General features: G+C 45.0%; 22 protein-coding genes. 11 read left to right on the top strand and 11 right to left on the bottom strand.

The genetic code is table 11. The annotated features are described in order from the left end of the window. Positions 1–109: 109 nt before the first annotated feature. Positions 110–2554, bottom strand: a complete 2445-nt coding sequence (locus tag R7Q11_RS19615; protein WP_017820899.1) for a collagenase — start codon at positions 2552–2554, stop codon at positions 110–112. Between the two features lie 302 nt (positions 2555–2856). On the opposite strand from R7Q11_RS19615, the gene R7Q11_RS19620 reads away from it, so the two are divergent. Beyond that, complete coding sequence (locus tag R7Q11_RS19620) at positions 2857–3291, top strand: hypothetical protein (RefSeq protein WP_042521922.1); 435 nt, start codon at positions 2857–2859, stop codon at positions 3289–3291. A 119-nt stretch (positions 3292–3410) separates the two neighbouring features. Here R7Q11_RS19620 and R7Q11_RS19625 read toward each other — a convergent pair whose 3' ends face one another. The 7 genes from R7Q11_RS19625 to R7Q11_RS19655 form a co-directional block, all read right to left on the bottom strand. Further along, the gene (locus R7Q11_RS19625; RefSeq protein WP_136976265.1) at positions 3411–4259 is read right to left on the bottom strand and encodes an ABC transporter permease; all 849 of its coding nucleotides are present in this window, start codon (positions 4257–4259) and stop codon (positions 3411–3413) included. A gap of 2 nt (positions 4260–4261) precedes the next feature. Further along, the gene (locus R7Q11_RS19630; RefSeq protein ID WP_225466655.1) at positions 4262–5533 is read right to left on the bottom strand and encodes an ABC transporter permease; all 1272 of its coding nucleotides are present in this window, start codon (positions 5531–5533) and stop codon (positions 4262–4264) included. Further along, positions 5530–6651, bottom strand: a complete 1122-nt coding sequence (locus tag R7Q11_RS19635) for an ABC transporter ATP-binding protein (protein ID WP_048626301.1) — start codon at positions 6649–6651, stop codon at positions 5530–5532. The genes R7Q11_RS19630 and R7Q11_RS19635 overlap by 4 nt, the downstream gene beginning before the upstream one ends. Before the next feature lie 73 nt (positions 6652–6724). Then, on the bottom strand, positions 6725–7639 hold the full coding sequence (locus tag R7Q11_RS19640; protein WP_005377851.1) for a dihydrodipicolinate synthase family protein: 915 nt from the start codon (positions 7637–7639) through the stop codon (positions 6725–6727). Between the two features lie 56 nt (positions 7640–7695). Beyond that, positions 7696–8670, bottom strand: coding sequence for an ornithine cyclodeaminase family protein (locus R7Q11_RS19645; protein WP_225466656.1), 975 nt, complete (start codon positions 8668–8670; stop codon positions 7696–7698). An 87-nt stretch (positions 8671–8757) separates the two neighbouring features. Next, positions 8758–9831 carry a polyamine ABC transporter substrate-binding protein gene (locus R7Q11_RS19650; RefSeq protein ID WP_225466657.1) on the bottom strand — a complete coding sequence of 358 codons (1074 nt, stop codon included), beginning with the start codon at positions 9829–9831 and terminating at the stop codon, positions 8758–8760. A gap of 123 nt (positions 9832–9954) precedes the next feature. Further along, positions 9955–11211, bottom strand: coding sequence for an NAD(P)/FAD-dependent oxidoreductase (locus R7Q11_RS19655; RefSeq protein WP_225466658.1), 1257 nt, complete (start codon positions 11209–11211; stop codon positions 9955–9957). Between the two features lie 109 nt (positions 11212–11320). Between R7Q11_RS19655 and R7Q11_RS19660 the strand changes: the two genes are divergently transcribed. The 6 genes from R7Q11_RS19660 (at position 11321) to R7Q11_RS19685 (ending at position 17850) form a co-directional block, all read left to right on the top strand. Beyond that, on the top strand, positions 11321–12322 hold the full coding sequence (locus tag R7Q11_RS19660; RefSeq protein WP_225466659.1) for a 4-hydroxyproline epimerase: 1002 nt from the start codon (positions 11321–11323) through the stop codon (positions 12320–12322). A gap of 21 nt (positions 12323–12343) precedes the next feature. Beyond that, positions 12344–13876, top strand: a complete 1533-nt coding sequence (locus R7Q11_RS19665) for an aldehyde dehydrogenase (NADP(+)) (protein ID WP_225466660.1) — start codon at positions 12344–12346, stop codon at positions 13874–13876. A 152-nt stretch (positions 13877–14028) separates the two neighbouring features. Further along, positions 14029–14703, top strand: a complete 675-nt coding sequence (locus R7Q11_RS19670) for a GntR family transcriptional regulator (RefSeq protein WP_005377862.1) — start codon at positions 14029–14031, stop codon at positions 14701–14703. Between the two features lie 30 nt (positions 14704–14733). Further along, positions 14734–15498 carry a hypothetical protein gene (locus R7Q11_RS19675; RefSeq protein WP_005377865.1) on the top strand — a complete coding sequence of 255 codons (765 nt, stop codon included), beginning with the start codon at positions 14734–14736 and terminating at the stop codon, positions 15496–15498. Positions 15499–15863: 365 nt separating this feature from the next. Further along, positions 15864–17459, top strand: coding sequence for a S41 family peptidase (locus tag R7Q11_RS19680; protein ID WP_042521927.1), 1596 nt, complete (start codon positions 15864–15866; stop codon positions 17457–17459). A gap of 70 nt (positions 17460–17529) precedes the next feature. After that, entirely contained in the window at positions 17530–17850 is a 321-nt protein-coding gene (locus R7Q11_RS19685; RefSeq protein WP_052484232.1) for a hypothetical protein, read from the top strand. Positions 17851–17921: 71 nt separating this feature from the next. Here R7Q11_RS19685 and rlmF read toward each other — a convergent pair whose 3' ends face one another. Together rlmF and R7Q11_RS19695 are read right to left on the bottom strand one after the other, a co-directional pair. Continuing rightward, a complete protein-coding gene (gene rlmF / locus R7Q11_RS19690; protein WP_170893855.1) occupies positions 17922–19049 on the bottom strand; it encodes a 23S rRNA (adenine(1618)-N(6))-methyltransferase RlmF in 1128 nt (375 codons plus the stop codon). After that, positions 19036–19551 carry a M48 family metallopeptidase gene (locus R7Q11_RS19695; RefSeq protein WP_005377870.1) on the bottom strand — a complete coding sequence of 172 codons (516 nt, stop codon included), beginning with the start codon at positions 19549–19551 and terminating at the stop codon, positions 19036–19038. The genes rlmF and R7Q11_RS19695 overlap by 14 nt, the downstream gene beginning before the upstream one ends. Before the next feature lie 138 nt (positions 19552–19689). Here R7Q11_RS19695 and R7Q11_RS19700 point away from each other — a divergent pair, with 138 nt between their 5' ends. Then, entirely contained in the window at positions 19690–19920 is a 231-nt protein-coding gene (locus R7Q11_RS19700; protein WP_005377871.1) for a glutaredoxin family protein, read from the top strand. A 27-nt stretch (positions 19921–19947) separates the two neighbouring features. Here the strand turns inward: R7Q11_RS19700 and R7Q11_RS19705 are convergent, their stop codons facing one another. Next, positions 19948–20817 (bottom strand): LysR family transcriptional regulator, encoded by an 870-nt coding sequence (locus R7Q11_RS19705; RefSeq protein WP_206957311.1) that lies wholly within the window; start codon positions 20815–20817, stop codon positions 19948–19950. 106 nt (positions 20818–20923) lie between these two features. Between R7Q11_RS19705 and R7Q11_RS19710 the strand changes: the two genes are divergently transcribed. The 3 genes from R7Q11_RS19710 (at position 20924) to R7Q11_RS19720 (ending at position 23495) form a co-directional block, all read left to right on the top strand. Beyond that, entirely contained in the window at positions 20924–22147 is a 1224-nt protein-coding gene (locus tag R7Q11_RS19710) for an MFS transporter (RefSeq protein ID WP_047100700.1), read from the top strand. Between the two features lie 89 nt (positions 22148–22236). Beyond that, entirely contained in the window at positions 22237–22809 is a 573-nt protein-coding gene (locus tag R7Q11_RS19715) for a DUF1415 domain-containing protein (protein WP_053306933.1), read from the top strand. Between the two features lie 110 nt (positions 22810–22919). Further along, positions 22920–23495 carry a nucleoside triphosphate pyrophosphohydrolase family protein gene (locus R7Q11_RS19720; protein WP_182016178.1) on the top strand — a complete coding sequence of 192 codons (576 nt, stop codon included), beginning with the start codon at positions 22920–22922 and terminating at the stop codon, positions 23493–23495. Positions 23496–23513: the final 18 nt, after the last annotated feature.

The following is a 23513-nucleotide window of genomic DNA, read 5'->3' on the forward strand; positions in this document are numbered from 1 at the left end:
GCCAGCCTTCGGGCTGGTTTTTTTATAGAGATAACGGCGTGAAAAACAAAAACGCCCCGCAATGTTAGCGAGGCGATCAATTAAATTAAAATGATGCAGTTAAAATGCCCTACTGACGACACTTCTGAGCATCAAAATCAACCACGATGGCGGCATTCTCAAAGTCACCAGAGACTTTAACGTAGCCCCAGTAGTTACTCTGATTTGACAACGTAATACACTCTCCATTACCAATATTATCTGACCACCCGTGAAGATTAGCACCATCCGGCCAACCAGAGTTACTGTATTCAAGCTTTAGGTTGCCCATACCGTTCCCCGTCGTTATCGCCAGATTTGAGCTCTCATTCACCGCTGGCACGCTCAGCCAAATGGTTTGTTGATTTGCCAAGCAAACAGGCTCTCCTGCTGTTAGGCGCCCACCGCTTACTTTACTTTGCACCGCGCAGTCTTGTGGCAATGTGTCATTACCGCCCAACGTTGAGATAACAACACTATGAGTGGCGGTTGCCGTCAAGCCTTCACTGTCTGTCACACTTAGACTGACCGAATACTCCCCTTCACTCCCATATTGGTGCGTCGGCTTGGTTTGTGTACTTGTCGAGCCATCACCGAAGTCCCATAAGACGCTGACGATCTTCCCGTTTGGGTCTGTACTGTTTTCACTGCTAAATGTAATGCTTTCACCGACTTTCCCCTTGTTGTTTGCGGTTATGACTGCATTAGGTGCACCATTTGAGACAAGGGCTTGCTGCCACTGCTCAAACTCACTTTGATATAAATTCGCCCATTGGGTGATCGTTGCTTTGTAATTGCTCCAATTCCCTTGGCGTGTTTCCACCAGCATTTGGTTTACGTCATCTTTATGATTTTCAAACATAAAACGTACAGCTAAGTACCCCCAACGATAAATTCGATCGACATCAAACCCATCATAAGTAGTCTCGAAAATCTCACTTAAGGTATATGTCGAGCCGTCTAAAATCGTCTCAAGTGCTGCTTGGTTGTCATTTTCTTGAGCGACATACTCTGCAATGCCTTCACTCCACCACACTATTTTTTCAGTTGGATGACTAAACCCTCCATAGAGATCAAATCGACCATCTAAGTAATGCACGTATTCGTGCTCTAAGTTCCAGACAAAGTGATCCGCGTTCGCATAAGAGGCTTCATAAGCAATAAAGTTGGGAATATTCCCCGGCTGGGAAGGATCGCCTTCCAAGTACATACCGCCATTGTCAGTACTAATATCGAAAATTGGCCCTGCGTACTTACCATAATCGGTGCTTGAATCGAAGATATTGACTTGGAGCTGAGTATTGTGGTCATCTTTTACTGGCTGTTCACCAGTTTCTAATGACTGATGAAAGTAACCCTCTTCGTAACCCATTTTAGAACATGCGGCCGCGTGTTGCTCTTGCGTCATATTCTGGGACAATATTCGAATTGTTGGACTACAAGTATAAGTTTGCGATAGCACTAAGCCTTTTAGCTCAGTTTCGAAATTACAAATTCCGAACTCACTACAATCTGCGTAATATGAGGCAGTGTCCGCCGCCGCAAGCCAAACCGCGTCACCCCGACCATACATTTCATACTGTTCAAAGATTCGACTCAGCTGACTCTTCACAACAGAACTCGCGTTACCCGTATACTTGGTCAAACGCCCGAGCTCTCGCCCCGCATTCGCGGCCATGAACTCATCTTCAGCACCGATTGATGATGCCCTCAGAGCAAAATCGCCTAAAGCTTTGGCAAGGTCCGTTTGGTTGCCAATTATTTGCACAAATTGCTCGTTCCACTGCCCACCAAACAAAATAGTGAAAACACCGTTAACTGCATTGCGCATATACCAGTGCTGGGCGTATTGATCATTCCAACGTGTAAGCCACTGGGTCACTTGCGGTAAGTACGCGTGCTGCAAGCCCGCACTATCCATAGTGATGATGACTTCACTAAGCACTTTGCCGTGACGGTCGCTGTTCTCATAGAAGTTTGCGTTATTAACAAACGCATCCACGGATTCTTTCACCGCTGGGGTAACCCATTCAATAAATGAGATGTTGTCATTGTAAAACTCGGCGTAATAACCCGCGCGCAAGTATAAGAAAAACGTTTCGAGTTCATCGCTCCCGCCACCTGTATACCCCTTCGCCAATGTCGTAGTGCGCTTCGCAATGTTGTACATATGATCGGAGCTAAATACCGACTCCTGAATCCGACTTTCAGCAGAGAATAACTGGTTCACGCACGTCGCGCCCTGACTTAAAATTTCGCTGATCAATTGGTTACTGCTTTCGGTAACCAATGCTTCCAAATCACAAGCAGTGCTCGACTCATCAAGGCTTTCAAGTGACTGTACTCGAGTTGCCTTGGAGGGCTGAATAGGGAGAGTTGCGGTTGGTTGGTATTCAACTCGATTGGATTCAACACCGTGTGTATGAGCCGAATGTGCATGTTGCTCTGTAACTTGAGAAACTGGCTCGCTTAACGCAAATACGCCAGTGCTGGTTAATGTTGTCGCAATCGCGACACTCAAAGTCTTCAGTTCCATCTAATTTCTTCTATATTGAGTTTTCCTTAAATGCATTACGTCTTTTGCATCGCCACTGCCCTTATTACTGCAAGAGCATCTCCATATAATCTACTCGCAAGACAAGATGAAACATTTTGTTAACAACTGAACGTGACGGTGTCAGTTTTTGGTACTCGAGTTGCCGTTGCACGAGCTTGCCAGAAATCGATTTGCTTTAGTAATATTGATCAACTAGTTGTTTATCTTTCCATTCAAATATCTTTTATTGCTCCTCACAAAAGCGATAAAATGGTTTCTTTTCTTTTTGCTAAACAACTCCTATGACCGACGCTGATATTGAGCTACAACATCTTTGGTTAGAAGTCCAAGCCGAACGCTGGCAAAACCTGCCACGCTTTTTATTCAGTTACTACTGCTACAAGCACAACCTTGTCAGTAAAACCAACAAAGTTTGTTGGGAGACGGCACGTGCAAGACTGCCCGCTTCAACATCAATAAAAGAGCGAAAAAAGGCGGTGGTTGAACCGTTAGTCTCTGAGGAAACCGTCGTTGGGTTATTGAAATCCATCAGCAAAGATGGGGAAATGACGTTTAACGTGATGGTAACCACACTTAATGCGTTTTTGCACTATGTTGTGATTAGCAAGGAAGAGAAAGCCCGACTTAAACCAAACATGCCAGCTAGTTGGTATCAGCGATCAAACAAGTCGCCTTTGGCACGTTTCGAGCAGGCTGGCATTAATCTACAGGAGTGACATGTCAGTCATCGCTGATGATAAACACAAAAGACAAGCGCCTACAATGAGGCGCATTTGGTCAAAAATTGAGGAGCACCTAAACAAAAGTGCGTAGCGAGCAACAAAGAAAAGTTTGGTTATTCTTGAATGCCTCGAATGCGTACATTACGCCTACGTAGAACTTCTAAAGTCACGAGCAAACACACCGACATAAAAATCAGCAACGTAGCGACCGCCAATATAGTCGGACTGATTTGCTCTCGAATTCCTGACCACATCTGCCTAGGAACGGTTTTTTGTTCTGCCCCAGTCAGGAATAACGCCACCACAACCTCATCAAACGATGTGCCAAAGGCAAACAAGCCGCCAGAAATCATCCCCGGACGAATCAGCGGAAAGGTAATGTGTCTGAAAGTATAAACAGGGTTTGCTCCTAAGCTAGCCGCCGCTTTTACCAAGCTATGGTCAAAGCCGCTTAACGTCGCAGTAACGGTAATGACGACAAAAGGCGTACCTAAAGCAGCGTGTGCCAAAATGACGCCTAGATAAGTTTGTGACAAGCCAAGGCGCGTGTAGAAAAAGTACATCGCAGCAGCAGAGATAATGACTGGTACGATCATGGGTGAGATCAACAGCGCCATAATCGTATTGCGAAAAGGCAAATTACTACTGGCTAAACCCAACGCCGCCAGAGTTCCTAGCCCTGTTGCAACGAGTGTCGCCATAAAAGCAATAAACGTGCTGTTTTTCAGCGCCAACAGCCACTGTTCACTAGTAAACATTTCTTGATACCAGCGAGTAGAATACGCTTCCGAATCAAGGTTTAACATCCCCTCGGTAAAAGTAAAGTAAGGCGTTGCATTAAACGATAACGGGATGATGGTCAGAATTGGAGCGATTAAAAAGAACAGCACCACCCCACAAAAAGCTAAGTAACCTGCGTAAGCAACTCGCTCTACTTTTGATGCATAGTTTGGTAATGCCATGGTTATCCCCCTACCTTAAGGTTGTTAATGCCAACCACACGGTTGAACATATAAAACAGAACCAGTACAACGAACAAAAGCAGTCCACCCAATGCGCCAGCCATCCCCCAGTTCAGTGATGTCTGCATATGATAGGCAATCATATTGGAGATCATCTGTCCGCTTCTTCCACCAACCAAAGCGGGCGTAATGTAGAAACCAATAGAAAGAATGAAAGTAAGCAAAGCCCCCGCACCTATCCCCGGTAACGTAAGCGGCATATAAACTTTGATGAACGCAATGAAAGGCGTCGCGCCTAGAGAACGAGCGGCACGGAAATAAGTTGGGCTAATTCCTTTCATTACGCTATACAGAGGCAGGATCATAAACGGCAACAGAATGTGAACCATAGACACCACCGTTCCGAAGGTATTGTGAATCATCTGAATTCGCTCAGAAGTAAAACCCGACCAAATAAGGAGATCATTAATGACCCCTTGGTTTTGCAGCAGAACAATCCAAGACGTGGTTCTGACTAATAATGATGTCCAAAATGGCAGCAGCACAATAATTAAAAGTAAGTTCGCGCGCTTATCAGGTAAATTGGCAAGCAGGTAAGCAACGGGGTACGCCATCACCAAACAAATTAAGGTGATTGAAATAGAGATCCAAAAAGTTTTAAAGAAAAGGTCGACGTATATTTGGCGTTTTTCTGGTTGGGGCTCAATGTCTCCAAACTCATTCACTTGCAAGTCTAGCGCTGCAAGATAATGACTGAATGTTAATGCGCCACTAAGATTCTTAAACGCCGCCCAATATTTAGGATTAGCCCAACGCTTATCCAGCTGTGTCACCGAGATCGGCAGCGACGTCAACCGAGACAACTTTCTGCCGGTTTTCATGAGTAAACTGCGCATACCAGACTCTTCAATATTCATCCGGTTGGCTATTTTCGGTAGCTCTTTGCTTTGATAAAGCGCAAGTACTTCAACAGAGAATGCCTCAATGACTTCTTGATGAGGCTGACCTTGATAATCCCAACTTTCTAAGGCTTGAATAGTTTGTGGTAGTGAAAGGGATATTTCTCGGTTATCCACGCTTCGATAAAGCATGTCGAGGATAGGAAAAGCAAACGTAAGCAGAATAAAACACACCAATGGCGTTGTGAGCATAATGGAGCGAAGCTTTTTTCGGCGCTCCGCCTTTTGCAACTGCGCTTTCAGATTGGTTTCTTGCTCATGAACTTGGCGTTCGATCTCCAATACAGAATCTAATGCGGTTAGCTCTCGACTCATGCTGCTACCTCGCTACTTTGAGTTTGTGTCCCATCAAGAGCATGGCAATCGTCACTTTGCCAACCAATACGACAAATTGAGCCAGGCGTTAACTGCAAGTGTTTACGATTATCGTTAGGTACTTTAACGATGAAGTGACCAACGCTCTCTACTTCGACGACCAGACGATAATGATCACCGTGATAAATCAATTCTCGTAGGACGCCCGAGACTTGGTTCTCACAAGACGCTTTCTCTGGTTGAATAACAATCTTTTCTGGTCGAATGGAAAGTGTTGTTCTCTGCCCTTGCTCAGAGACTCTGACAGGTTTCGCAGTAAATAACTCTTTCCCAACGAGCACTTGGCAATACTTTCCGTTCCACTCTTTGACTAAACCTGAGAGTTGGTTGTTTTCTCCGATAAACTGCGCAACAAACGTATTACTCGGAGATTCATAAAGCTCGGTTGGTGTCGCGAGTTGTTGCACTTCGCCGTGATTAAAAACCGCAATACGGTCGGACATAGTGAGAGCTTCGTCTTGATCGTGCGTCACATACAAAATGGTAATGCCAAGCTTTTCATGCAAATGTTTAATTTCCATCTGCATTTGCTCACGCAGCTGCTTATCTAACGCGCCTAGTGGTTCATCCATCAACACGAGTTTAGGCTCAAACACTAATGCTCGCGCTAACGCAACACGCTGTTGTTGACCACCTGATAACTGCTTCGGGTATCGAGTCGCAACATGCTCAAGCTCGACCATTTCTAATACACTCTGAACTTTGCTTTGAATCGTGTCACTGTCGAGTTTTCGCACCTTTAAAGGAAACGCAAGATTCTCAGCAATGGTCATATGTGGGAACAACGCATAGTTTTGAAACACCATACCAATATCGCGCTTGTGCGGCGCGAGATGATTGACAGGAACGCCATCGATATAAATGTCTCCACCGGTCGCAGTTTCAAAGCCTGCTAGCATCATCAAGCAAGTGGTCTTGCCCGATCCTGACGGCCCCAACATAGTAACGAACTCTCCAGGAGCAATATCTAAGTTGAAGTCTTTCACCACCAAATTCGTGCCATCGTAGGTTTTCTTAACGTGTTGAAAGCTGACATAGTCCTTGTTTTCCGTGCTCATGACTTCCCTCTTCTCATTTTTTGAATATTACGAATGAGTAGAGCGTCAGTTAACGCTCTACTAAACAGCACAATTACAGATTGTATTTGGATAGGTCTAAGCGGGTTTCTAACGCATGTTCAACCATTTGAATGACTTGTTGACGCTCTTCACCTTGTAAGAGTTGGCGTGGCGCACGAACTTGTTCAGAGCCACGTCCGCAGACTTGCTCGGCCAATTTTATGCACTGAACCAGCGTAGGAATGGTGTCTAAACGCAGTAGGGGTAAGAACCAACGGTAGATCTCTAACGCTTCAGCATAACGACCTTGGCTTGCCAGTTTATAAATCGCAACGGACTCTTCTGGGAATGCGTTGGTTAAACCAGAAATCCAGCCGGTCGCACCTAGCATCAATGATTCAAGAGCGATGTCATCAACACCACTGAACACGGTAAAGCGGTCATCAAATTTATTGTAAAGCTCGGTGATACGACGAGTATCAGTGGTCGACTCTTTGATAGCTACAATACTTTCAAACTCAGCCAGTTTCGCCATGATGTCGAGGTTTACATCGACACCATAAGCAACCGGGTTGTTGTAAATCATGATTGGCATTTCTGGCGTTGCTTCTGCTAGTGTGCGGTAATATTCGAACGTTTCGCTCTCAGACGTGCGGTAAACCATGGCAGGCATCACCATACAACCATCGATACCAATTTTGTACGCATCCTGCATGTAATCAACAGCTGCTGTGGTAATAGACTCTGCTGTACCAGCAATCAAAGGCACACGACCATTTACGACTTCTTTTGCCGCTTGCAAGACCTGGCGTTTCTCCTCCGGGTACAACGCGCAGTTCTCACCGACGGTACCCAGGCAGATAATACCATTCACACCATCTTTAATTTGGTTATCTATAACGGTTTGCGTTGCGTCTAAGTCGATTGACTGATCTTGACGAAATTGCGTACTGACCGCCGGATAAACACCTTTCCAATCAATTTTCATGAACTACTTTCCTTATATGTATATTGTATGCAATTTAAATGAACGAGCGAAAATGCTCAGACATGGCTATCTATGCCATTTTCTAACAACACCGCCTTTACAGCGGCCAAATCAGCCAAAGCACTGCCAACTGATTTGTATAAAGTAATGACCTCATCGTTTTGACGTCCTGAGATTTGTTGGACGCAAAGCTGCGGTAATTCCCCTTTGATATCGTCTGAAGTGAACACGCCCTCTTGAATTGGAATGAGAAGATCGCCCGCTTCGGCTAATACATTAATACGGCTATCAACATACACCTGTGCTCGTTGCACTGCTTCGGAGTCGCATTCACGCTTGTCCAAGTCATGATTACCGACCAAATCAATATGGGTGCCCTGCTGCACGTCTGCGCCATTAAACAAAGGCTCTGCTGATGCAGTAATACAGCTGATGATGTCAACATGTTTGATAACGTGGTCCACTTTTTCTACGACTGAAACACGGAACCGACGCTCATCAGGAAGCGACTGATACTCTGAAGATGACACAATGGCATCTACCGTCGCCTCGGCTTTATCTGAGTTACGCCCCCAAATATAAACCTGCTTAAGTGGGCGAACCGCAGCGTATGCCCACGCAAAATAAGGCGCAAGATTGCCCGTTCCGCAGATCAACAGACGATCAGCATCGGGACGCGCCAAATAGTCCGCTGCCAACGCAGAAGCTGCGGCGGTGCGCCAAAACGTTAAAACTTTACCGTCCACGAGTGCGAGCGGCTCACCATCGTTTCGTCTGAAAACAAGCAGCTTAGATGCAAGCGTATCTTTGCCTTGCTCGGGATTATGCGGGAAATACGTAAAGGCTTTCACCGCAATCAACTCCTGGTTCCAAGCTGGAAGTAGCGCAAACGCCTCGTATTCTCCCTCTTCTAAGGGCATGACTCGGCGTTGAGGTATTGTTGCTGGCCGCGAGTACATTTCACGCATCGTTTCAATAAGAGACTTCATTGTTAAACATTGCGCGACTTGCTGTGCTTCGATGACTTTCATCATTTCTCCGAAAACATAAATACAGTTGAGGAAAAGTACGGAACCTCGCTTATGGATGAAAACTCGGCCCCATACAAAAATTAATGCCTAGTTAAGCAGCCAGGTATTGAACTCTTCATTGAGTTCATCCGCGTAGTCTGACCACCATTCATCGTTAATCAGGAAGGCGGTTTGGAAGTTTTGAGGTGCGGTAGGAAGGTTCGCTAAAATGTCTGGGTTCACCTCCGCCGAAGACGACTTACGCGTAGGCCCATAGGCAACGTACTTAGCTTGATCAGCTAATGGTTTTGTTCCTGAAGAAAAAGCAATGAAGTCCAATGCAAGCTTTGTGTTCTCACTCCCTTTAGGTATCGCCCATCCATTCATGTAACCCATTTGACGGTCCCATATAATCCGAAATGGTTGACCTTCATCTTTACGGGCATTGTGGATTCGGCCGTTAAACGCCGAGGCGATCACCACTTCTTTGTCTGCAAGCATTTGAGGTGGCTGGGCACCTGTTGTCCACCACAGCACTTCTGATTTGATCGTATCCAACTTAGCAAAAGCACGCTCACGCCCCGCTTCGGTTTCGAGCAGGCTGTAGACCTCTTCTGGCTTTACACCATCAGCCAATAGTGCCCACTCAAGATTACCCTGAGGTTGTTTTTGCAATGCACGTCGACCTGGAAAAGTTTTTAGGTCAAAAAGATCGGTCAACTTGCTAGGCAAAGCCTTACCTTTAAACGCTTCTTCGTTCACCGCTAATACAGTGGACACTACGATGGTATTGATTGCGCACTCGTGAATCGCACCATCAATAAAATCCTCTTGTGCTGGTGTTCCATCTGCGCCCGGAGGCAAAATACTTGGGTTCACTGGTTCTAGTAACCCTTCGGCGCAACCACGAACAATGTCTGGCTTGTCGAGAGAAACCAAATCCCAGCGCACGTTGTTCGCTTCCACCTGTGCTTTAATTTCAGCTAATCCGCCGCTGAAATCCTCGGATACGATCTCAACACCTGTTTTTTTAATGAAAGGCTTATGATATGCCTCCACTTGGCTCTTGGTGAATGCACCACCCCAAGATACGACCGTCAATTTGTCTTCAGCATAAGCAGAGGCCCCCAACAGCATTCCTGAAATCAACAGCGCCAATGGTGCTTTGGTCATTCGTGACATGTTTTACTCCTTTTGGTTGTTTTTCTGGAGGCATCCGAGTACGGCTGTTGGACACCATTTTTGTTAAAATTAAGTTAACATTGGCATTTAATATATTTTATACAATATTTAATATTAAATTTTTCAGGCGAATCGTTGTAATGAAAAAGGTGATAGATCAATCGATGTCGGCTTTCCTTCGATAAGCTCTAAAAGGAGATCTGCCGTAATCGCCGCTTGAGTTAATCCAAGGTGTTGGTGGCCAAATGCCAGTAATACATTTCCATCCCAAATGCTATCAATAACCGGTAACGAGTCGACTGTTGAAGGCCGATTACCCATCCACTTTTCTCCTTGCCTGAGTGGATGTAACCCCGATTCAAACATCTCATCACCTAACTGAAAAAGCATTTCTGAACGTTTCATATTGGGTGGTGATTCTACATCGGCATACTCAACAGTGCCTGCCAAGCGTAGCCCACCAGACATCGGAGTCATGATGAATTTTCTATCGGCAGAGCTAATAGGAAATGGCAGTACATCACGCTTGTCATCCACCATTAGGTGATAACCACGCTCGGCTTGAATAGGCACTTTGACTCCGGTTAGCTGCCGTATCAAAGGCTTAGAATGTACACCAGCGGCAACAATGATTCGGTCAAATGAATACGTTTGAGACTCAACCAGCACCTCGCCATTTTTCGCCAACGCAGATACATCTTTTTGTAAAACCTTACCGCCAATAACTTCAAAAGCTTCACTTAGCTCAACACAGAGCTGATAAGGGTCTAGCGTATGACCTGTATCGGGAAAAAAGACGCCGACACGAACCTTATGGCTGAGATCAGGTATCCGCTCTCGAATCGCCTCTTGTGTCCAAACTTGATACGCCACACCGTTTTTAGCCAGTGAGTTAAGCGTGCTTTGATAATTCTGAAACAGTTTCTCGTTTTCAAAAGTGAGCAATGAACCATTCATTTTTATTAGATGTGCCTTTCCGATTGAATCAAGCACGCCACGCCAACTTGCCACTGACCGCTCGTTAAGACTCTTAATCGCGTTTTTTGCCTGCTCCGCGGCTGATGGCTTTGTTTGTAATAGGAAACGAATCATCCACCCGATTGTGTTTGGAATATCTTGCCAACGGATCGAAACCGGACTTTTGGAATCTAGCAGCATTTTAGGTAATTGTGGAAGCAGCGCTGGCGTTGCAAGAGGGAAGATTTGCTCAGTCGCGATATGACCTGCATTTCCCTTAGAGCATCCATTCCCCACGCCATTGGGATCAAAAATCGTGACTTGATAACCTTGCTGCTGCAACTTCAATCCAATTGATAAGCCAATAATCCCCGCACCTATCACGGCGATCCTTTCCTTTTTGGTTTCATCCTTGACCAACATAAATATGCTCCGAGTCACACTTGAAAACGTAGATTGTATACAATATATTTTACATTACGTTAACATCACCATTGTTTAATTCAACCATTTTTTCAGCAAGGAGCGAAAAATGAGACAAGGAACTTTTTTCTGTATTGATGCCCACACCTGCGGCAACCCAGTTAGGCTGGTCGCAGGCGGTGTGCCTCCACTCGAAGGCAATACCATGAGCGAAAAGCGCCAATACTTTCTTGAGCATTATGATTGGATTCGTCAGGCACTCATGTTTGAGCCTCGCGGACACTCAATAATGTCGGGGTCAGTTGTCTTGCCTCCTTGCAGCGATAACGCAGACGCTTCAATTCTGTTTATTGAAACCAGTGGCTGCTTACCAATGTGTGGCCACGGCACCATTGGAACCGTCACTACCGCTATCGAGAATCGCCTTATCACTCCCAAAAAAGAAGGCCGTTTGATACTTGATGTCCCAGCAGGACAAATCGAAGTGCACTACCAAACAAAAGGTGACAAGGTCACGTCAGTGAGGATATTTAACGTACCAGCTTACCTTGCCCACCAAGACGTAACCGTGGACATAGAGGGCTTAGGTGAGCTCACTGTCGATGTTGCTTATGGCGGAAACTATTACGTAATCGTCGATCCTCAAGAAAACTATGCCGGACTTGAACACTACTCTCCAGATGAAATTTTGATGCTTTCACCAAAAGTTCGCGAAGCGGTATCTCGAGCGGTTGAGTGCGTACATCCAGAAGATCCAACAGTATGCGGTGTTTCTCACGTGCTATGGACCGGAGAGCCCACTCAAGAAAACGCCACCGCTCGAAATGCTGTGTTTTACGGCGACAAAGCGTTGGATCGCTCGCCATGTGGTACGGGTACTAGTGCACGCATGGCGCAATGGCATGCAAGAGGCAAACTCAATCAAGGAGAAGACTTTATTCACGAAAGTATCATCGGCAGCCTATTTCAAGGACGTATAGAAGGCATTACCGAAGTGAATGGCAAAGCCGCTATTTTGCCAAGTATTGAAGGATGGGCACAAGTATACGGTCACAACACAATATGGGTAGACGATGAAGACCCATATGCGTACGGATTTGAAGTGAAGTAATAAGGATAGTAAGGAAGAATGATGAACCCACAAGAACCAACCACTTTTTACGCAGTCAACGCCTTTACTGGTGAGCCTCTACCTATTGCGTTTCCGGTACATGGAGAGCAAGAAGTTAATCAAGCCGCCTCAGCCGCCCAAAACGTTGCGCGTGAGTTTCGCCAACTAAGCAATGCAAAGCGAGCGAGCTTACTTTGCTCTATCGCCTCTGAATTGGAAGTGAAGAGTGAAGAAATCGTTGCTCGTGCTCATTTAGAAACTGCCCTTCCCGAAGCACGTTTAAGCGGTGAAATAGGACGTACAGCGAGCCAATTACGACTATTTGCCGAGGTTGTGAGCTCGGGTAATCACCATCAAGCAATTTTCGATACGCCAAACCCAGACCGTCAACCACTGCCGAAACCAGATATTCGTCGTCAGCAAATCGCAATTGGCCCTGTCGCCGTGTTTGGTGCGTCTAATTTTCCGCTCGCATTTTCTACGGCAGGTGGTGATACGGCTTCGGCACTGGCAGCTGGCTGTCCTGTGATTGTAAAAGGCCATACCGCCCACCCTGGCACCAGTCAACTTGTTGCCGAGTGTATTGAGGCTGCACTTGAGAAAGAGTGCTTACCGCAAGCCATCTTCACGCTATTGCAAGGCAACAAACGCGCACTTGGCCAAGCACTCGTTACCCATCCAAAAATTAAAGGGGTTGGGTTTACAGGTTCCGTCGGTGGTGGCCGTGCGCTGTTCAATCTAGCTCAGCAAAGACCAGAGCCAATCCCCTTCTATGGTGAACTAGGGGCGATTAATCCAACATTTATTCTCCCTTCAGCCATACGAGCAAACGCCTCATTGGCTGAAGAGTTTGTGGCTTCTATGACTTTGGGCTGTGGACAATTTTGTACAAAACCAGGCGTTGTATTTGTCTTGAATAGCCCAGAAACGCAAGCCTTTATCGAAATCGCTCAAGGGTTAATTCAACAACAATCAACGGCCACTTTGCTAACGCAAGGAATCCGAGAAACGTATGAATCCGAAGTGGATAAGCGAGCTTCCGAAACAGGCATTAACGTCACTCGTTCTGAACAAGCAGAAGTGACCAATGTCGCACCAGCACTGTTCGTGACGGACAGTAAAAACTGGCGTAAAAACCCGCAATGGGAAGAAGAAATATTCGGTCCTCAATCGTTGATCGTAATCTGTGAAGATTTCGATGACATGTTGAAACTGAGTGATTCACTGACTGGCTCGCTCACCGCAACCCTTCACGCTACCGCTGAAGACGAAGAACAAGCCAAGCAACTGCTTCCAAGTTTGGAAGAAATCGCCGGACGCCTTGTATTCAACGGTTGGCCAACTGGCGTCGAGGTTGGTTACGCTATGGTTCATGGTGGACCCTATCCGGCTTCAACCAATTCTGCCTCAACATCTGTCGGGGCAGAGGCTATTCATCGTTGGTTGCGTCCCGTCGCTTATCAAGCTTTGCCAGAATCTTTATTGCCGGATTCATTAAAAGCGTCGAATCCACTGGGTATTCAACGCGCCATAGATGGCAGTGTGTCCCAATAAAATCACCAAATGGCTCAAAAAGGCATCAACTGATGCCTTTTATTTCACTCTACTTCTCAAAACCTTCTTTCCTAGTTGGTTTGTGCCAGAAAAACAATAAACTACTAAAGTAAAATGGATTGGATACAATATTAATTTCACGGGAGACTTCAATGTCACAGAAACCTGTTTTTAAAACGCGTACTCAGCTCGTTGAGGAAGCAATTCGAACTCAGATCTTGAAGGGCGAGTTAAAAACTGGTCAACCTTTACGTCAAGATGCGTTAGCAAAAGAGTTTAATGTTAGCCGAATTCCTGTGCGTGAAGCGTTAGTTCAATTGGAAGCACAAGGACTCGTTAGCTTTGAACCTCACAAAGGTGCGACGGTCACTGAGCTATCTCCAGAGAAAATCAATGAGCTATTTGAACTGCGCGCTGTCGTGGAATGCCACATTTTAGAGCGCGCGATTCAAAATATGACAGACGCTGACCTTGAACGCGCGCGCGAAGTTCGCGAACGTTTCGAGTCAGTAGTGAACAGTGGCGACGAAGTAGAAGAATGGAGCAACTACAACTACGAGTTCCACAAAGCCCTATATGCGCCAGCCAACATGCCTGAAACTATGGACGTCATTTACAACCTGAACACAAAGTGTGACCGATACATACGCATGCAGCTATTGTTTACTACAGGCATTAAAAAGGCAGAAGAAGAGCACTTAAGCTTGTTTGAAATGTGCCAAAATCGCGATATCGAAGGCGCCAAGTACCTACTGAAAAAGCACATTCTAGAAGCAGGCACAGCGATTCGAAACCTGCTGCTTGAAAGGCAAAATATCAGCCAGTAAACGGAATAACGAATAAGGTGATATTCAAGGATGAATGTTGGACCAAAGTTTTTACTTGCAGCGCTACGACAAAAGATTAAAGAAGAAGGGCTTTGCTACAATTCCTTGTCAGAGAAAAGTGGCATCCCTTTATCTAGTATTAAACGCCACCTACATAATCCAGCTTTAGGTTTGGATAAAGTACTTATTTATCTGAACTACCTGAATACCGATCTCATCGAACTCGCAACCTTAGCCAACGAGCTTCAGCACCAAAACGAGCAAATGCTAACAGATGAAGAGAGCGCCCTTTTCGTTGAGCATCCTTATTTACTTGATTTTATTTATATGCTGACTTCTCGTGATATTAAACCGCAAGAGATAGCCCAAACTTACGGACTTTCTGATACAAGCTTACGATTCTATTTGCGTATCGCGGAAATTCTAGGATATGTCGAAAACTTCGGAGACGGCTTGTTTTACCGTTCTGGTCGTCGATTTATTATGGAAGAAGGTACGGCATTAGACACCTTATTCAAAGAGCGATTTCAACAAGATTCGCTTTCTCATGATATCAACCCAGGCGTATGTATAGGTCGCATTAGGCTCACCGAAGAGCAGAAAGTGCAAATAGAGGACGAGCTTTGTAATAAATTAGCGAAACTTAACGCAGTTAACACTTCCAACAATGAAGGTGAACTAACAAATATATTAATGCGCTGCACTCCCGGTGCTCAGATATTTTTCGCTGATGATTTACCTAACATTGACGGAAGCTTATTAAAGCACGTCGCTCAACTCACTAAATTAAGTTAAAGCATCAGATAAATAAATCAAACACCCCCGAAATAACATCATATATCCCTACCAAACTATTGATTCAAAGCGTTTCCTGAATCTAATTCTGATTTTTTATTTAGCAAGCGTCGCTTAGTCAACTAAGAACTTGTCTTAATTTCACACTTATTAATTGTCTTGTTAGCTCTTTTGAAATAGACAGAAAACTTAAGTAATGACTAATTTAGCTTAAGTATAAAAGACAACTTTTTTACGTTATTTACCTCACACTATTTAACTATAAATTTGCAGACGAACAAATTAAATTAATACATTCACCTAGCTAATAAAAACAAAAGCAAAACACATAATTATAATTCTATTATTTATAAGGACATAGAAAAGTGAAATTTAAGTATTCTTTAGCAACGGCAGTCACTCTCGCATTATTACAAGGCTGTGGCGGTGGTGGCGGTGATAGCTCATCACCTACTCCGTCCACTAGCAGTGCAAACGGTCCAACGTGGAAAGTTCATGATTTTAGCCAACCGTCGAAAACGTTTATCAACCAATGTGAAACGCCCCGCGTCGGACTGGACCCATATGACAACTATGCCGCCTATCCAGATAAATTGGGCTCTGCATTACACGAAAAACTCTTTTTAAGAGCTTTTACTAACGAAACGTATCTATGGTATGACGAGGTTCCTGATAATAATCCAGCAAACTACAAAACTGTTACTGATTACTTCAATACGCTGGTCACCTCTGCTACTACCGCGACGGGTAAACCAAAAGATCGCTTCCATTTTACCGTCCCTTATGAGGATGATATGAAATCATCGCAATCCGGTTTAGTTGCTGGATTTGGTTTTAACTGGGCATTCCTACGTGGCGTACAACCTCGAGACGTTCGTATTTCCTACACTGAAGAAGCCTCGCCAGCTGATAGAAGCGGCATTGCTCGTGGTGATAAGCTTCTGAAAATCAATAATATTGATGTGGTTAACACCGGTAGTCAGTCCGACATTGATTTTATTAATAAAACGCTCTTTAACCCTGACATCAATCAAGATTACACCTTCACATTTGAGAGTGTTGGCGGTCTAGAGAAAACCGTGACGCTTACCGCCTCTGATGTCATGACCTCTCCAGTTAAAAATGCCAAAGTGATTACACAAAATGGTATGCGGATCGGCTATCTGCAATACAACTCCTTTGAACCAAGCGCTCAAGCCCCGCTTATTGAGGCGTTCAGTACGCTCTCAGCAGAGAATGTTGACGAGATCGTCGTTGATTTACGTTACAACGGCGGTGGCTTAGTCCTTCAGTCCTCGCAAGTAGGCTACATGCTAAGCGGTGCTGGTCAGAACCGAGTCTTCAGTGAGTTGATTCATAATGACAAAGTGATGCGTACCATTAAAGATGGGGATAACATCTATCGCTTTACGAATCTAGCAATAGACTGGGCAGCACAGAAATATTCGGATCAAGTGCTTCCGACACTGAACAAAAAGCGCGTATATGTGCTGACTTCAGGAGGCACGGCTTCCTCAAGTGAACTGCTAATCAACGCTTTGCGCGGCATTGATGTGGAGGTTATCCAAATAGGTTCAACAACCACAGGTAAACCGTACGGGTTCTCACCAGAACAAAACTGCGGCACTATGTACTACACTATTCAGTTCAAGTCGGCGAACGAGAAAAAATTTGGCGACTTCGCTGATGGTTTTATTCCTACTCCAAAGAGCCAAATCAATACCGAGCTAGGCTTAGACAATAGAGTGGAAGGTTGCTGGGTCAATGACGACCTAACAAAACCATTAGGCGATCCATCTGAAGGTATGCTTTCTGCGGCACTAAACTACATGGAAACTGGAACCTGTCCGCCAGTATCCCCTTCAAGTTTCAACGCCATGCCGCGTAACATTTCATCTCCGGAGTTAAGCGATCTTCGCTCTCCGCTACGAACAGAGGCAATTCATGTTGAGATCAACTAACTTTTTACGAATGCTGATTCGGGTTGCGCTTTTCTTAGGCACTTCGATTTCTTTGATAGGATGCCAAGCTATGTCACAAGAACCCGTTGAAGCATTGAGTAAAAAGAACTCTCCGGAAACAGTCATAGAGATTCAAAACGCGATCGCAGAAATCCAAGGGACACCAGCACCTAGAATCGCAAATAACGTATTTGAATCCTCACCGCATTTGTTGATTGAAAAAGGACGAGTAAAAGGGAACAACAATCAACTGTTGGATGGCAGCTATGCGGATCTTCCAGACCAATATACGTTGCAGATAAGAGGTGAAACCTGTGGCTTGTACTATGCCAAAACAGATACTTTTGTCTCTCTCAGTTCACTAGATTGTGAGCCCATCATTAAGTTTTAGATCTCCCAAAATAGAAGCCCGCTGATATCAGCGGGCTTCCTACTTTATTGTTCAGTGTGAAACGGTCAACGTTACTTGAGTTCAATCCATGCTCTGCGCTGTTGCTTATCCATGTATGACCAAGCTACAAAGCGGCTCACTTTCTGCCCTTGACTCATTTCAACCACACGAACGGCTTTCACACCCAATTTTTCAAGCTGCTTACGCATCGGGCGAACGTTGTCTTTTTTGGATATAAGTGTTGTAAACCACAAGACCTGCGCGGCAAAAGCTTGGCTTTCATTCGCCATTTTTCGGATAAACGCCGCTTCTCCGCCTTCACACCACAATTCAGCGTTTTGACCGCCAAAATTCAACGCAGGTTTACTTGTCTTTACTTGTGCGGTTTGAGGTTTTAGCCCTTTCTTGCGCTGGTTTGCTTTTAGATTATCGATTTTACGCTGGCTGCCCATAGCGGCATCTTCCGCCGAACGGTGGAATGGCGGATTACATGTCGTCACATCATAACGATCATTCGGTTGAATGATACCTCGATAAATATTGGCATCATTGTATTGCTGTACCAGTGCAATTTTTCCCGTCAAAACACGATTGTGCTCTACGATCGTTTGAGCCGATTGGATGGATTTTGGATCGACATCGCTGCCCGTATAGTGCCAACCGTATTTTGTTACACCAACAATCGGATAAATACAGTTTGCTCCCACGCCAATGTCCAACGCTTTCACTTTTTGGTGCGCGTACTGACCTTTTACTTCACCATCAAGTAGTTCTGCCACTCGGTGAATGTAATCAGCGCGGCCCGGAATCGGTGGGCAAAGGTAGGTGTCGGGAATGTCCCAGAACTCGATACCATAATACGCAGCAAGCAATGCTTTATTGAGCATTTTAACAGCATTAGGATCAGAGAAGTTTATGGAGTCTTCCCCTTTCGGATTTTTGATAACGAATGGCTTTAACTGTGGTTCACTTTCCACGAGTTTTTTAAAATCGTAACGACCTCGATGAACATTACGCTCATGCAAACCATTCTTCGCTATTTTTATGAACTCGACTTCGCTCTTTCCTGCAGGCTGCGAGGATTTGCGCGCAACTTTGTCTTTAACACGCTTCGGCTTGGCTTTATTCGCGTCTGTATTCTGAGCCGCCTTTGAAGCCTTTGGCTTTGCTTGCTTCGCGTTGTGATTATTGTTCTTCATTCAAATTCGCTTTTAAATCGAGGTAAATCATAAACAAACGAGCATCAAATTCGAGTTGGTGATACTCAGGCTCCATGTAGCAACATAACTGATAGAACGCCTTGTCGTGGTTTTTCTCACGAGTATGTGCCAACTCATGTACCACCAGCATTCTTAATAGTGGCTCGGGCGCATCTTTAAATACATTGGCAATGCGAATCTCGTTTTTCGACTTAAGCTTACCACCATGGTTTCTACTGATTACACTGTGCAAACCAAGCGCATTGTTTACCGCGTGAATTTTCTTATCGTAGACAACTTTACTGATTGGCGCGGCTTTCTTCATGTAGCGATTTTTGATTGCCATGGCGTACTCATAGAGCGCCCTTTCGCTTTTGATTTGGTGCCTATCGGGATAACGCTTTTCGAACCAAGGAACAAACTTGCCACTCGCTATCAATGAGCTCACCTGCTCTACGATGTTTTGTGGGTAGCCTTGAATGTATCGAAGTGACGGATGCATAGAGTTAACGTCTGTTATGACAAAATAAAGGCGCTCAATATACCTGAGATAAAGGACAGTTTCACCTTAGCTTTCGCCTTTCATTTATGGTGAAAGGCCGTTAAACTTCGCCTCCCAATGATAATGGAGAGAAACTCAATGAAACGTGTCGTCCTTTACGTCAAAGACAAATGCCCTCACTGCAAAGATGCTCAACGTTATCTGGATTCGAAAAATATTAACTATCGTTTGTGCAATGCTAAGATGCAACGCGGTCGCAAAGAACTTGATGCGCTTGGTGCTCGTTCAGTGCCAGTTTTAAAAATTGGTGATCGGGTAATGATTGGCTGGAACCCAAAGAACTTCGAGAAGATGTACAAAGGCGACTAGTGCTCGGACGATGAATCTGCGCTGCGTTTAAACGTAGCGCTTGATAAAGTCGATAAACGTTCGATCTGCTATTGATAAATACCCCTGCTTGCGCCAAGCAAGTGCCAGATCCAGCGTCACTGGTGGTTCAAACGGTAAGCCAACAACGCCCGACTCATGTTGAGTCACCAATTCCAGTAACGCGGTAATCGCAAACTCTTGTTTTACAATACTCAAAATCAAAGGCAGTAAGTTGGTCTCGAATGATGACTTCATGGTAAACCCATGCTCCTCACTCACCTGATCCAAAAATTCGCGGTGAAAATAGCCATGCTGAAACATAACCAAATCGTGTTCAAAGAACTCATCAAAAGTAAGAGCGTGTCGCTGGGCTAACTCATGCTCAGGTGAAACAACTGCGACCATTTGGCTAGTAAACAAATGGTCAGTTTCTAGATCATCAGGCACATTATCACAACTGATCACACCAATATCGAGTTGACCATTGAGCAGCATACGACGAATCGATTGAGTTCCAGCTTCGACCAAGGTCAATTTTAACTCAGGGAATTGGCTTTTAAACGCCATCACAATTCGTGGAAAGAAATAACTGCCCATCATTGATGGCGTCCCTAGTCTTACTTCGCCTTTCGCTAAACCTTTCAACTCATCAATCGCGAGCTGCGCGTCGTGCAACTGTTGAATCACCCGCTTGGCATGTACATGTAGCGTTTCGCCCTCTTTCGTTAAGCTGATTTTTTTATCATCACGGCGAAATAGGGTAACGCCCAAAGACTGCTCAAACTTTTTGATAGAAATACTTAATGCGGGCTGGGCAATATGCAGGGCTTTCGCCGCATGGGTAATGTTTCCATGTTCAGCGACCGCCAGAAAATGTTTAAGTTGTTTCGATTCCATTAGATCAAAAATATATGGTGTCCATATTTTTAATATATTTTTTTAATTTATAACGAACTGATAGATTGATCACAGTCTCTCCATTTGCTCACATTAGGCAGGATTCATGGTCAGTTTTGGCACACCGGAATACAAACGCATTACGCTCTCGCTAGCGCTTGGTTCCTTCTTGGTTTTTTCAAATTTATACCTACTACAGCCAATGCTGCCCACTTTTGCTCAAATTTTCACTATCTCAGAAACGCAAGTGAACTGGTTATTTGCGGCCTCAACACTCGCTCTCTCTTTTAGCCTCGTTCCAATGGCTGTGTTGTCAGAATCAGTGGGAAGAAAGCCAGTCATGATGGCTGGTCTGTTTTCGATTCCTACCCTTTCCGCTTTGATGCTATTTGGTGACTCATTTCTGTTTTTGGTGGTATGTCGAGCACTGATCGGTGTCGCGCTCGCCGCTTTTGCTGCAGTCGCCGTGGCTTACATGGCAGAAGAGCTCGACAAGCACGCTTTCTCGATGGCAATTGGAACGTACATTGCGGCTAACTCATTAGGCGGTATTGCAGGGCGTATTAGCGGCGGCTTATTGGCGGACAATTTCAGTGTTGATGTCGCCATTGAAGTTATGATGGTGTTCACTCTTCTTGGTGTCATTGGCGTTCACTATTTATTGCCAACACAGCGCAACTTCACCCCGTCATCAAGCAGCTTGCGCCATCAAAATCGTGCGCTTATTGGTCATTTTAAAAACCAACGCGTGTGGTTCGCAATGCTGATAGGAGGACTCAACTTTGCTTTGTTCGTCAACCTTTACTCCGTCATGGGTTTCCGTCTGGTGAGTGAACCTCACAATGTGCCCGTCGGGTTGGCCTCACTGATCTTTATTTGTTACTTGGGAGGGACTTTCTCCTCTCGTTGCGCAGGCCACTGGAGTAAACGTTATTCATCAATCCTCGGTATGTTCTTAGGCGCGATAGTGAGCATGGCGGGGATGTGGATTGCGGCGGTTGAAAGCTTGACTGCAATGCTATTTGGGTTGTTGCTGATAAGTTTTGGTGCCTTCTTTACTCATACCCTCGCCTACGGTTGGGTCGGTCAGAACGCCACTCGCGCCAAAGCCACCGCGACAGCGCTCTACTTAGTACACTACTACGTAGGCGGTAGCTTAGGAGGATTCTTACTTCTTTATTGTTGGCAACATGGTGGTTGGTCGAGTGTTCTTATGGGAGGAAGCGCCGTCTACCTAGCGATGTTTGCTGCAATTGCGTATTTGAAACACATTGCCGAAAGAAAGCATACTGACCAAACACCTGACGCTGCGAGTTTAAAGAGTAGCTAAGGTACGCTCATTTGCGTAATACCTCTCTGGTTACTTGGATAACCAACTCTGCTATGCTTGCGCTACTTTAATAAAAACCAGAAAGTCGTATGTCAACGCGTTCAACACAAAACACAGATATCGAAGCGATCACTCAACAGGTCGATCAATGGCTCAACGATGTAGTAATCGGTCTCAACCTTTGTCCATTTGCTGCCAAGCCGCAACGTAATAAACAAATCAAAATCTTTGTTAGTGAAGCGACTCAAGAAGAAGCGCTTCTAGAAGATATTTTATTGCAGCTGATTGAGCTGAGTAACACAGAGCCCGAACAGCTTGAGACCACGTTGGTTGTGGTTCCCAACATGCTACAAGATTTCTGGGACTACAACTTTTGCATAGATTGGGTTGAAGGATTAATTAAGCAGCAAAACTGGGAAGGTATTTTCCAAGTAGCGACTTTCCATCCTGATTACTGTTTTGGTGGCGCAAGGCCTGAAGACGACGAAAACCTGACCAATCGTTCTCCTTACCCGATCTTCCATTTGATTCGCGAAGAGAGTATGGAAAAGGTACTAAAACACTATCCTGATCCTGAATCCATTCCCGATACGAACATCGCTCGTGTTTCCTCCCTTTCAGAGGAAGAACGTAAAAAGCTGTTCCCTTACCTATTTCGTTAAGCACCACTATTCCCCAAAGGCAGATTTATCACCAGTTAGATGCAATGCCCTTGGGGTTCAAAGTGCGGTTTGGTATCATTGCCGCTTCAATCGATTCAATGGAAATTAGAATGCAACTGTCAAAGCTAACCCAAGAGATTTTTGATCACTTATACCGTGATATCACCGAGTTCCGTAGTACCTTCGACTTACCAGTCGCAGACGCTGCAAGCCTTGATACGCAAGCAGACACACTACACACCTCTTTGGCGATCGAAGAGCTAACAGAGCTAGCAGAAGCAGATTGTAAAACTGAGCAAGCAGATGCCATCGTAGACAGCGTGTATGTATTAATGGGCCGTCTCGTTCATCTTGGCCACAGCAAAGTAGAAGACAACCTGGCGATCAACTACTTAATTGATCTTCTATTAAACGTTGCGGTAAACCGTGGTATCGAGTTTATTCCTTGCTGGGATGAAGTACATTCAAGCAACATGAGCAAAGTATGCCGTAACGAGCAAGAGTACTCAGAAACAGAAGCATTCTACGCAGAACAAGGCATCAAGTTGATGGCGGTGCAGAAAGGTGAATACATCATCGCGAAATGCGCCGAAGATTTCGTATCGGAAGGTAAAACCATTCGTAAAGGCAAAGTACTCAAATCTGTTTACTACCGCCCTGCAGATCTAAAACCGTTAACTCAATAAGCGTTGAGTTTGGCTATC

It is taken from the genome of Vibrio sp. 970, from assembly GCF_033339075.1.

What these genes read in the sequence shown, in the direction of transcription:
- R7Q11_RS19615 (WP_017820899.1), bottom strand. Translation starts at nt 2,554, where the DNA reads ATGGAACTGAAGACTTTGAGTGTCGCGATTGCGACAACATTAACCAGC.
- R7Q11_RS19620 (WP_042521922.1), top strand. Translation starts at nt 2,857, where the DNA reads ATGACCGACGCTGATATTGAGCTACAACATCTTTGGTTAGAAGTCCAA.
- R7Q11_RS19625 (WP_136976265.1), bottom strand. Translation starts at nt 4,259, where the DNA reads ATGGCATTACCAAACTATGCATCAAAAGTAGAGCGAGTTGCTTACGCA.
- R7Q11_RS19630 (WP_225466655.1), bottom strand. Translation starts at nt 5,533, where the DNA reads ATGAGTCGAGAGCTAACCGCATTAGATTCTGTATTGGAGATCGAACGC.
- R7Q11_RS19635 (WP_048626301.1), bottom strand. Translation starts at nt 6,651, where the DNA reads ATGAGCACGGAAAACAAGGACTATGTCAGCTTTCAACACGTTAAGAAA.
- R7Q11_RS19640 (WP_005377851.1), bottom strand. Translation starts at nt 7,639, where the DNA reads ATGAAAATTGATTGGAAAGGTGTTTATCCGGCGGTCAGTACGCAATTT.
- R7Q11_RS19645 (WP_225466656.1), bottom strand. Translation starts at nt 8,670, where the DNA reads ATGAAAGTCATCGAAGCACAGCAAGTCGCGCAATGTTTAACAATGAAG.
- R7Q11_RS19650 (WP_225466657.1), bottom strand. Translation starts at nt 9,831, where the DNA reads ATGTCACGAATGACCAAAGCACCATTGGCGCTGTTGATTTCAGGAATG.
- R7Q11_RS19655 (WP_225466658.1), bottom strand. Translation starts at nt 11,211, where the DNA reads ATGTTGGTCAAGGATGAAACCAAAAAGGAAAGGATCGCCGTGATAGGT.
- R7Q11_RS19660 (WP_225466659.1), top strand. Translation starts at nt 11,321, where the DNA reads ATGAGACAAGGAACTTTTTTCTGTATTGATGCCCACACCTGCGGCAAC.
- R7Q11_RS19665 (WP_225466660.1), top strand. Translation starts at nt 12,344, where the DNA reads ATGAACCCACAAGAACCAACCACTTTTTACGCAGTCAACGCCTTTACT.
- R7Q11_RS19670 (WP_005377862.1), top strand. Translation starts at nt 14,029, where the DNA reads ATGTCACAGAAACCTGTTTTTAAAACGCGTACTCAGCTCGTTGAGGAA.
- R7Q11_RS19675 (WP_005377865.1), top strand. Translation starts at nt 14,734, where the DNA reads ATGAATGTTGGACCAAAGTTTTTACTTGCAGCGCTACGACAAAAGATT.
- R7Q11_RS19685 (WP_052484232.1), top strand. Translation starts at nt 17,530, where the DNA reads ATGTCACAAGAACCCGTTGAAGCATTGAGTAAAAAGAACTCTCCGGAA.
- rlmF (WP_170893855.1), bottom strand. Translation starts at nt 19,049, where the DNA reads ATGAAGAACAATAATCACAACGCGAAGCAAGCAAAGCCAAAGGCTTCA.
- R7Q11_RS19695 (WP_005377870.1), bottom strand. Translation starts at nt 19,551, where the DNA reads ATGCATCCGTCACTTCGATACATTCAAGGCTACCCACAAAACATCGTA.
- R7Q11_RS19700 (WP_005377871.1), top strand. Translation starts at nt 19,690, where the DNA reads ATGAAACGTGTCGTCCTTTACGTCAAAGACAAATGCCCTCACTGCAAA.
- R7Q11_RS19705 (WP_206957311.1), bottom strand. Translation starts at nt 20,817, where the DNA reads ATGGAATCGAAACAACTTAAACATTTTCTGGCGGTCGCTGAACATGGA.
- R7Q11_RS19710 (WP_047100700.1), top strand. Translation starts at nt 20,924, where the DNA reads ATGGTCAGTTTTGGCACACCGGAATACAAACGCATTACGCTCTCGCTA.
- R7Q11_RS19715 (WP_053306933.1), top strand. Translation starts at nt 22,237, where the DNA reads ATGTCAACGCGTTCAACACAAAACACAGATATCGAAGCGATCACTCAA.
- R7Q11_RS19720 (WP_182016178.1), top strand. Translation starts at nt 22,920, where the DNA reads ATGCAACTGTCAAAGCTAACCCAAGAGATTTTTGATCACTTATACCGT.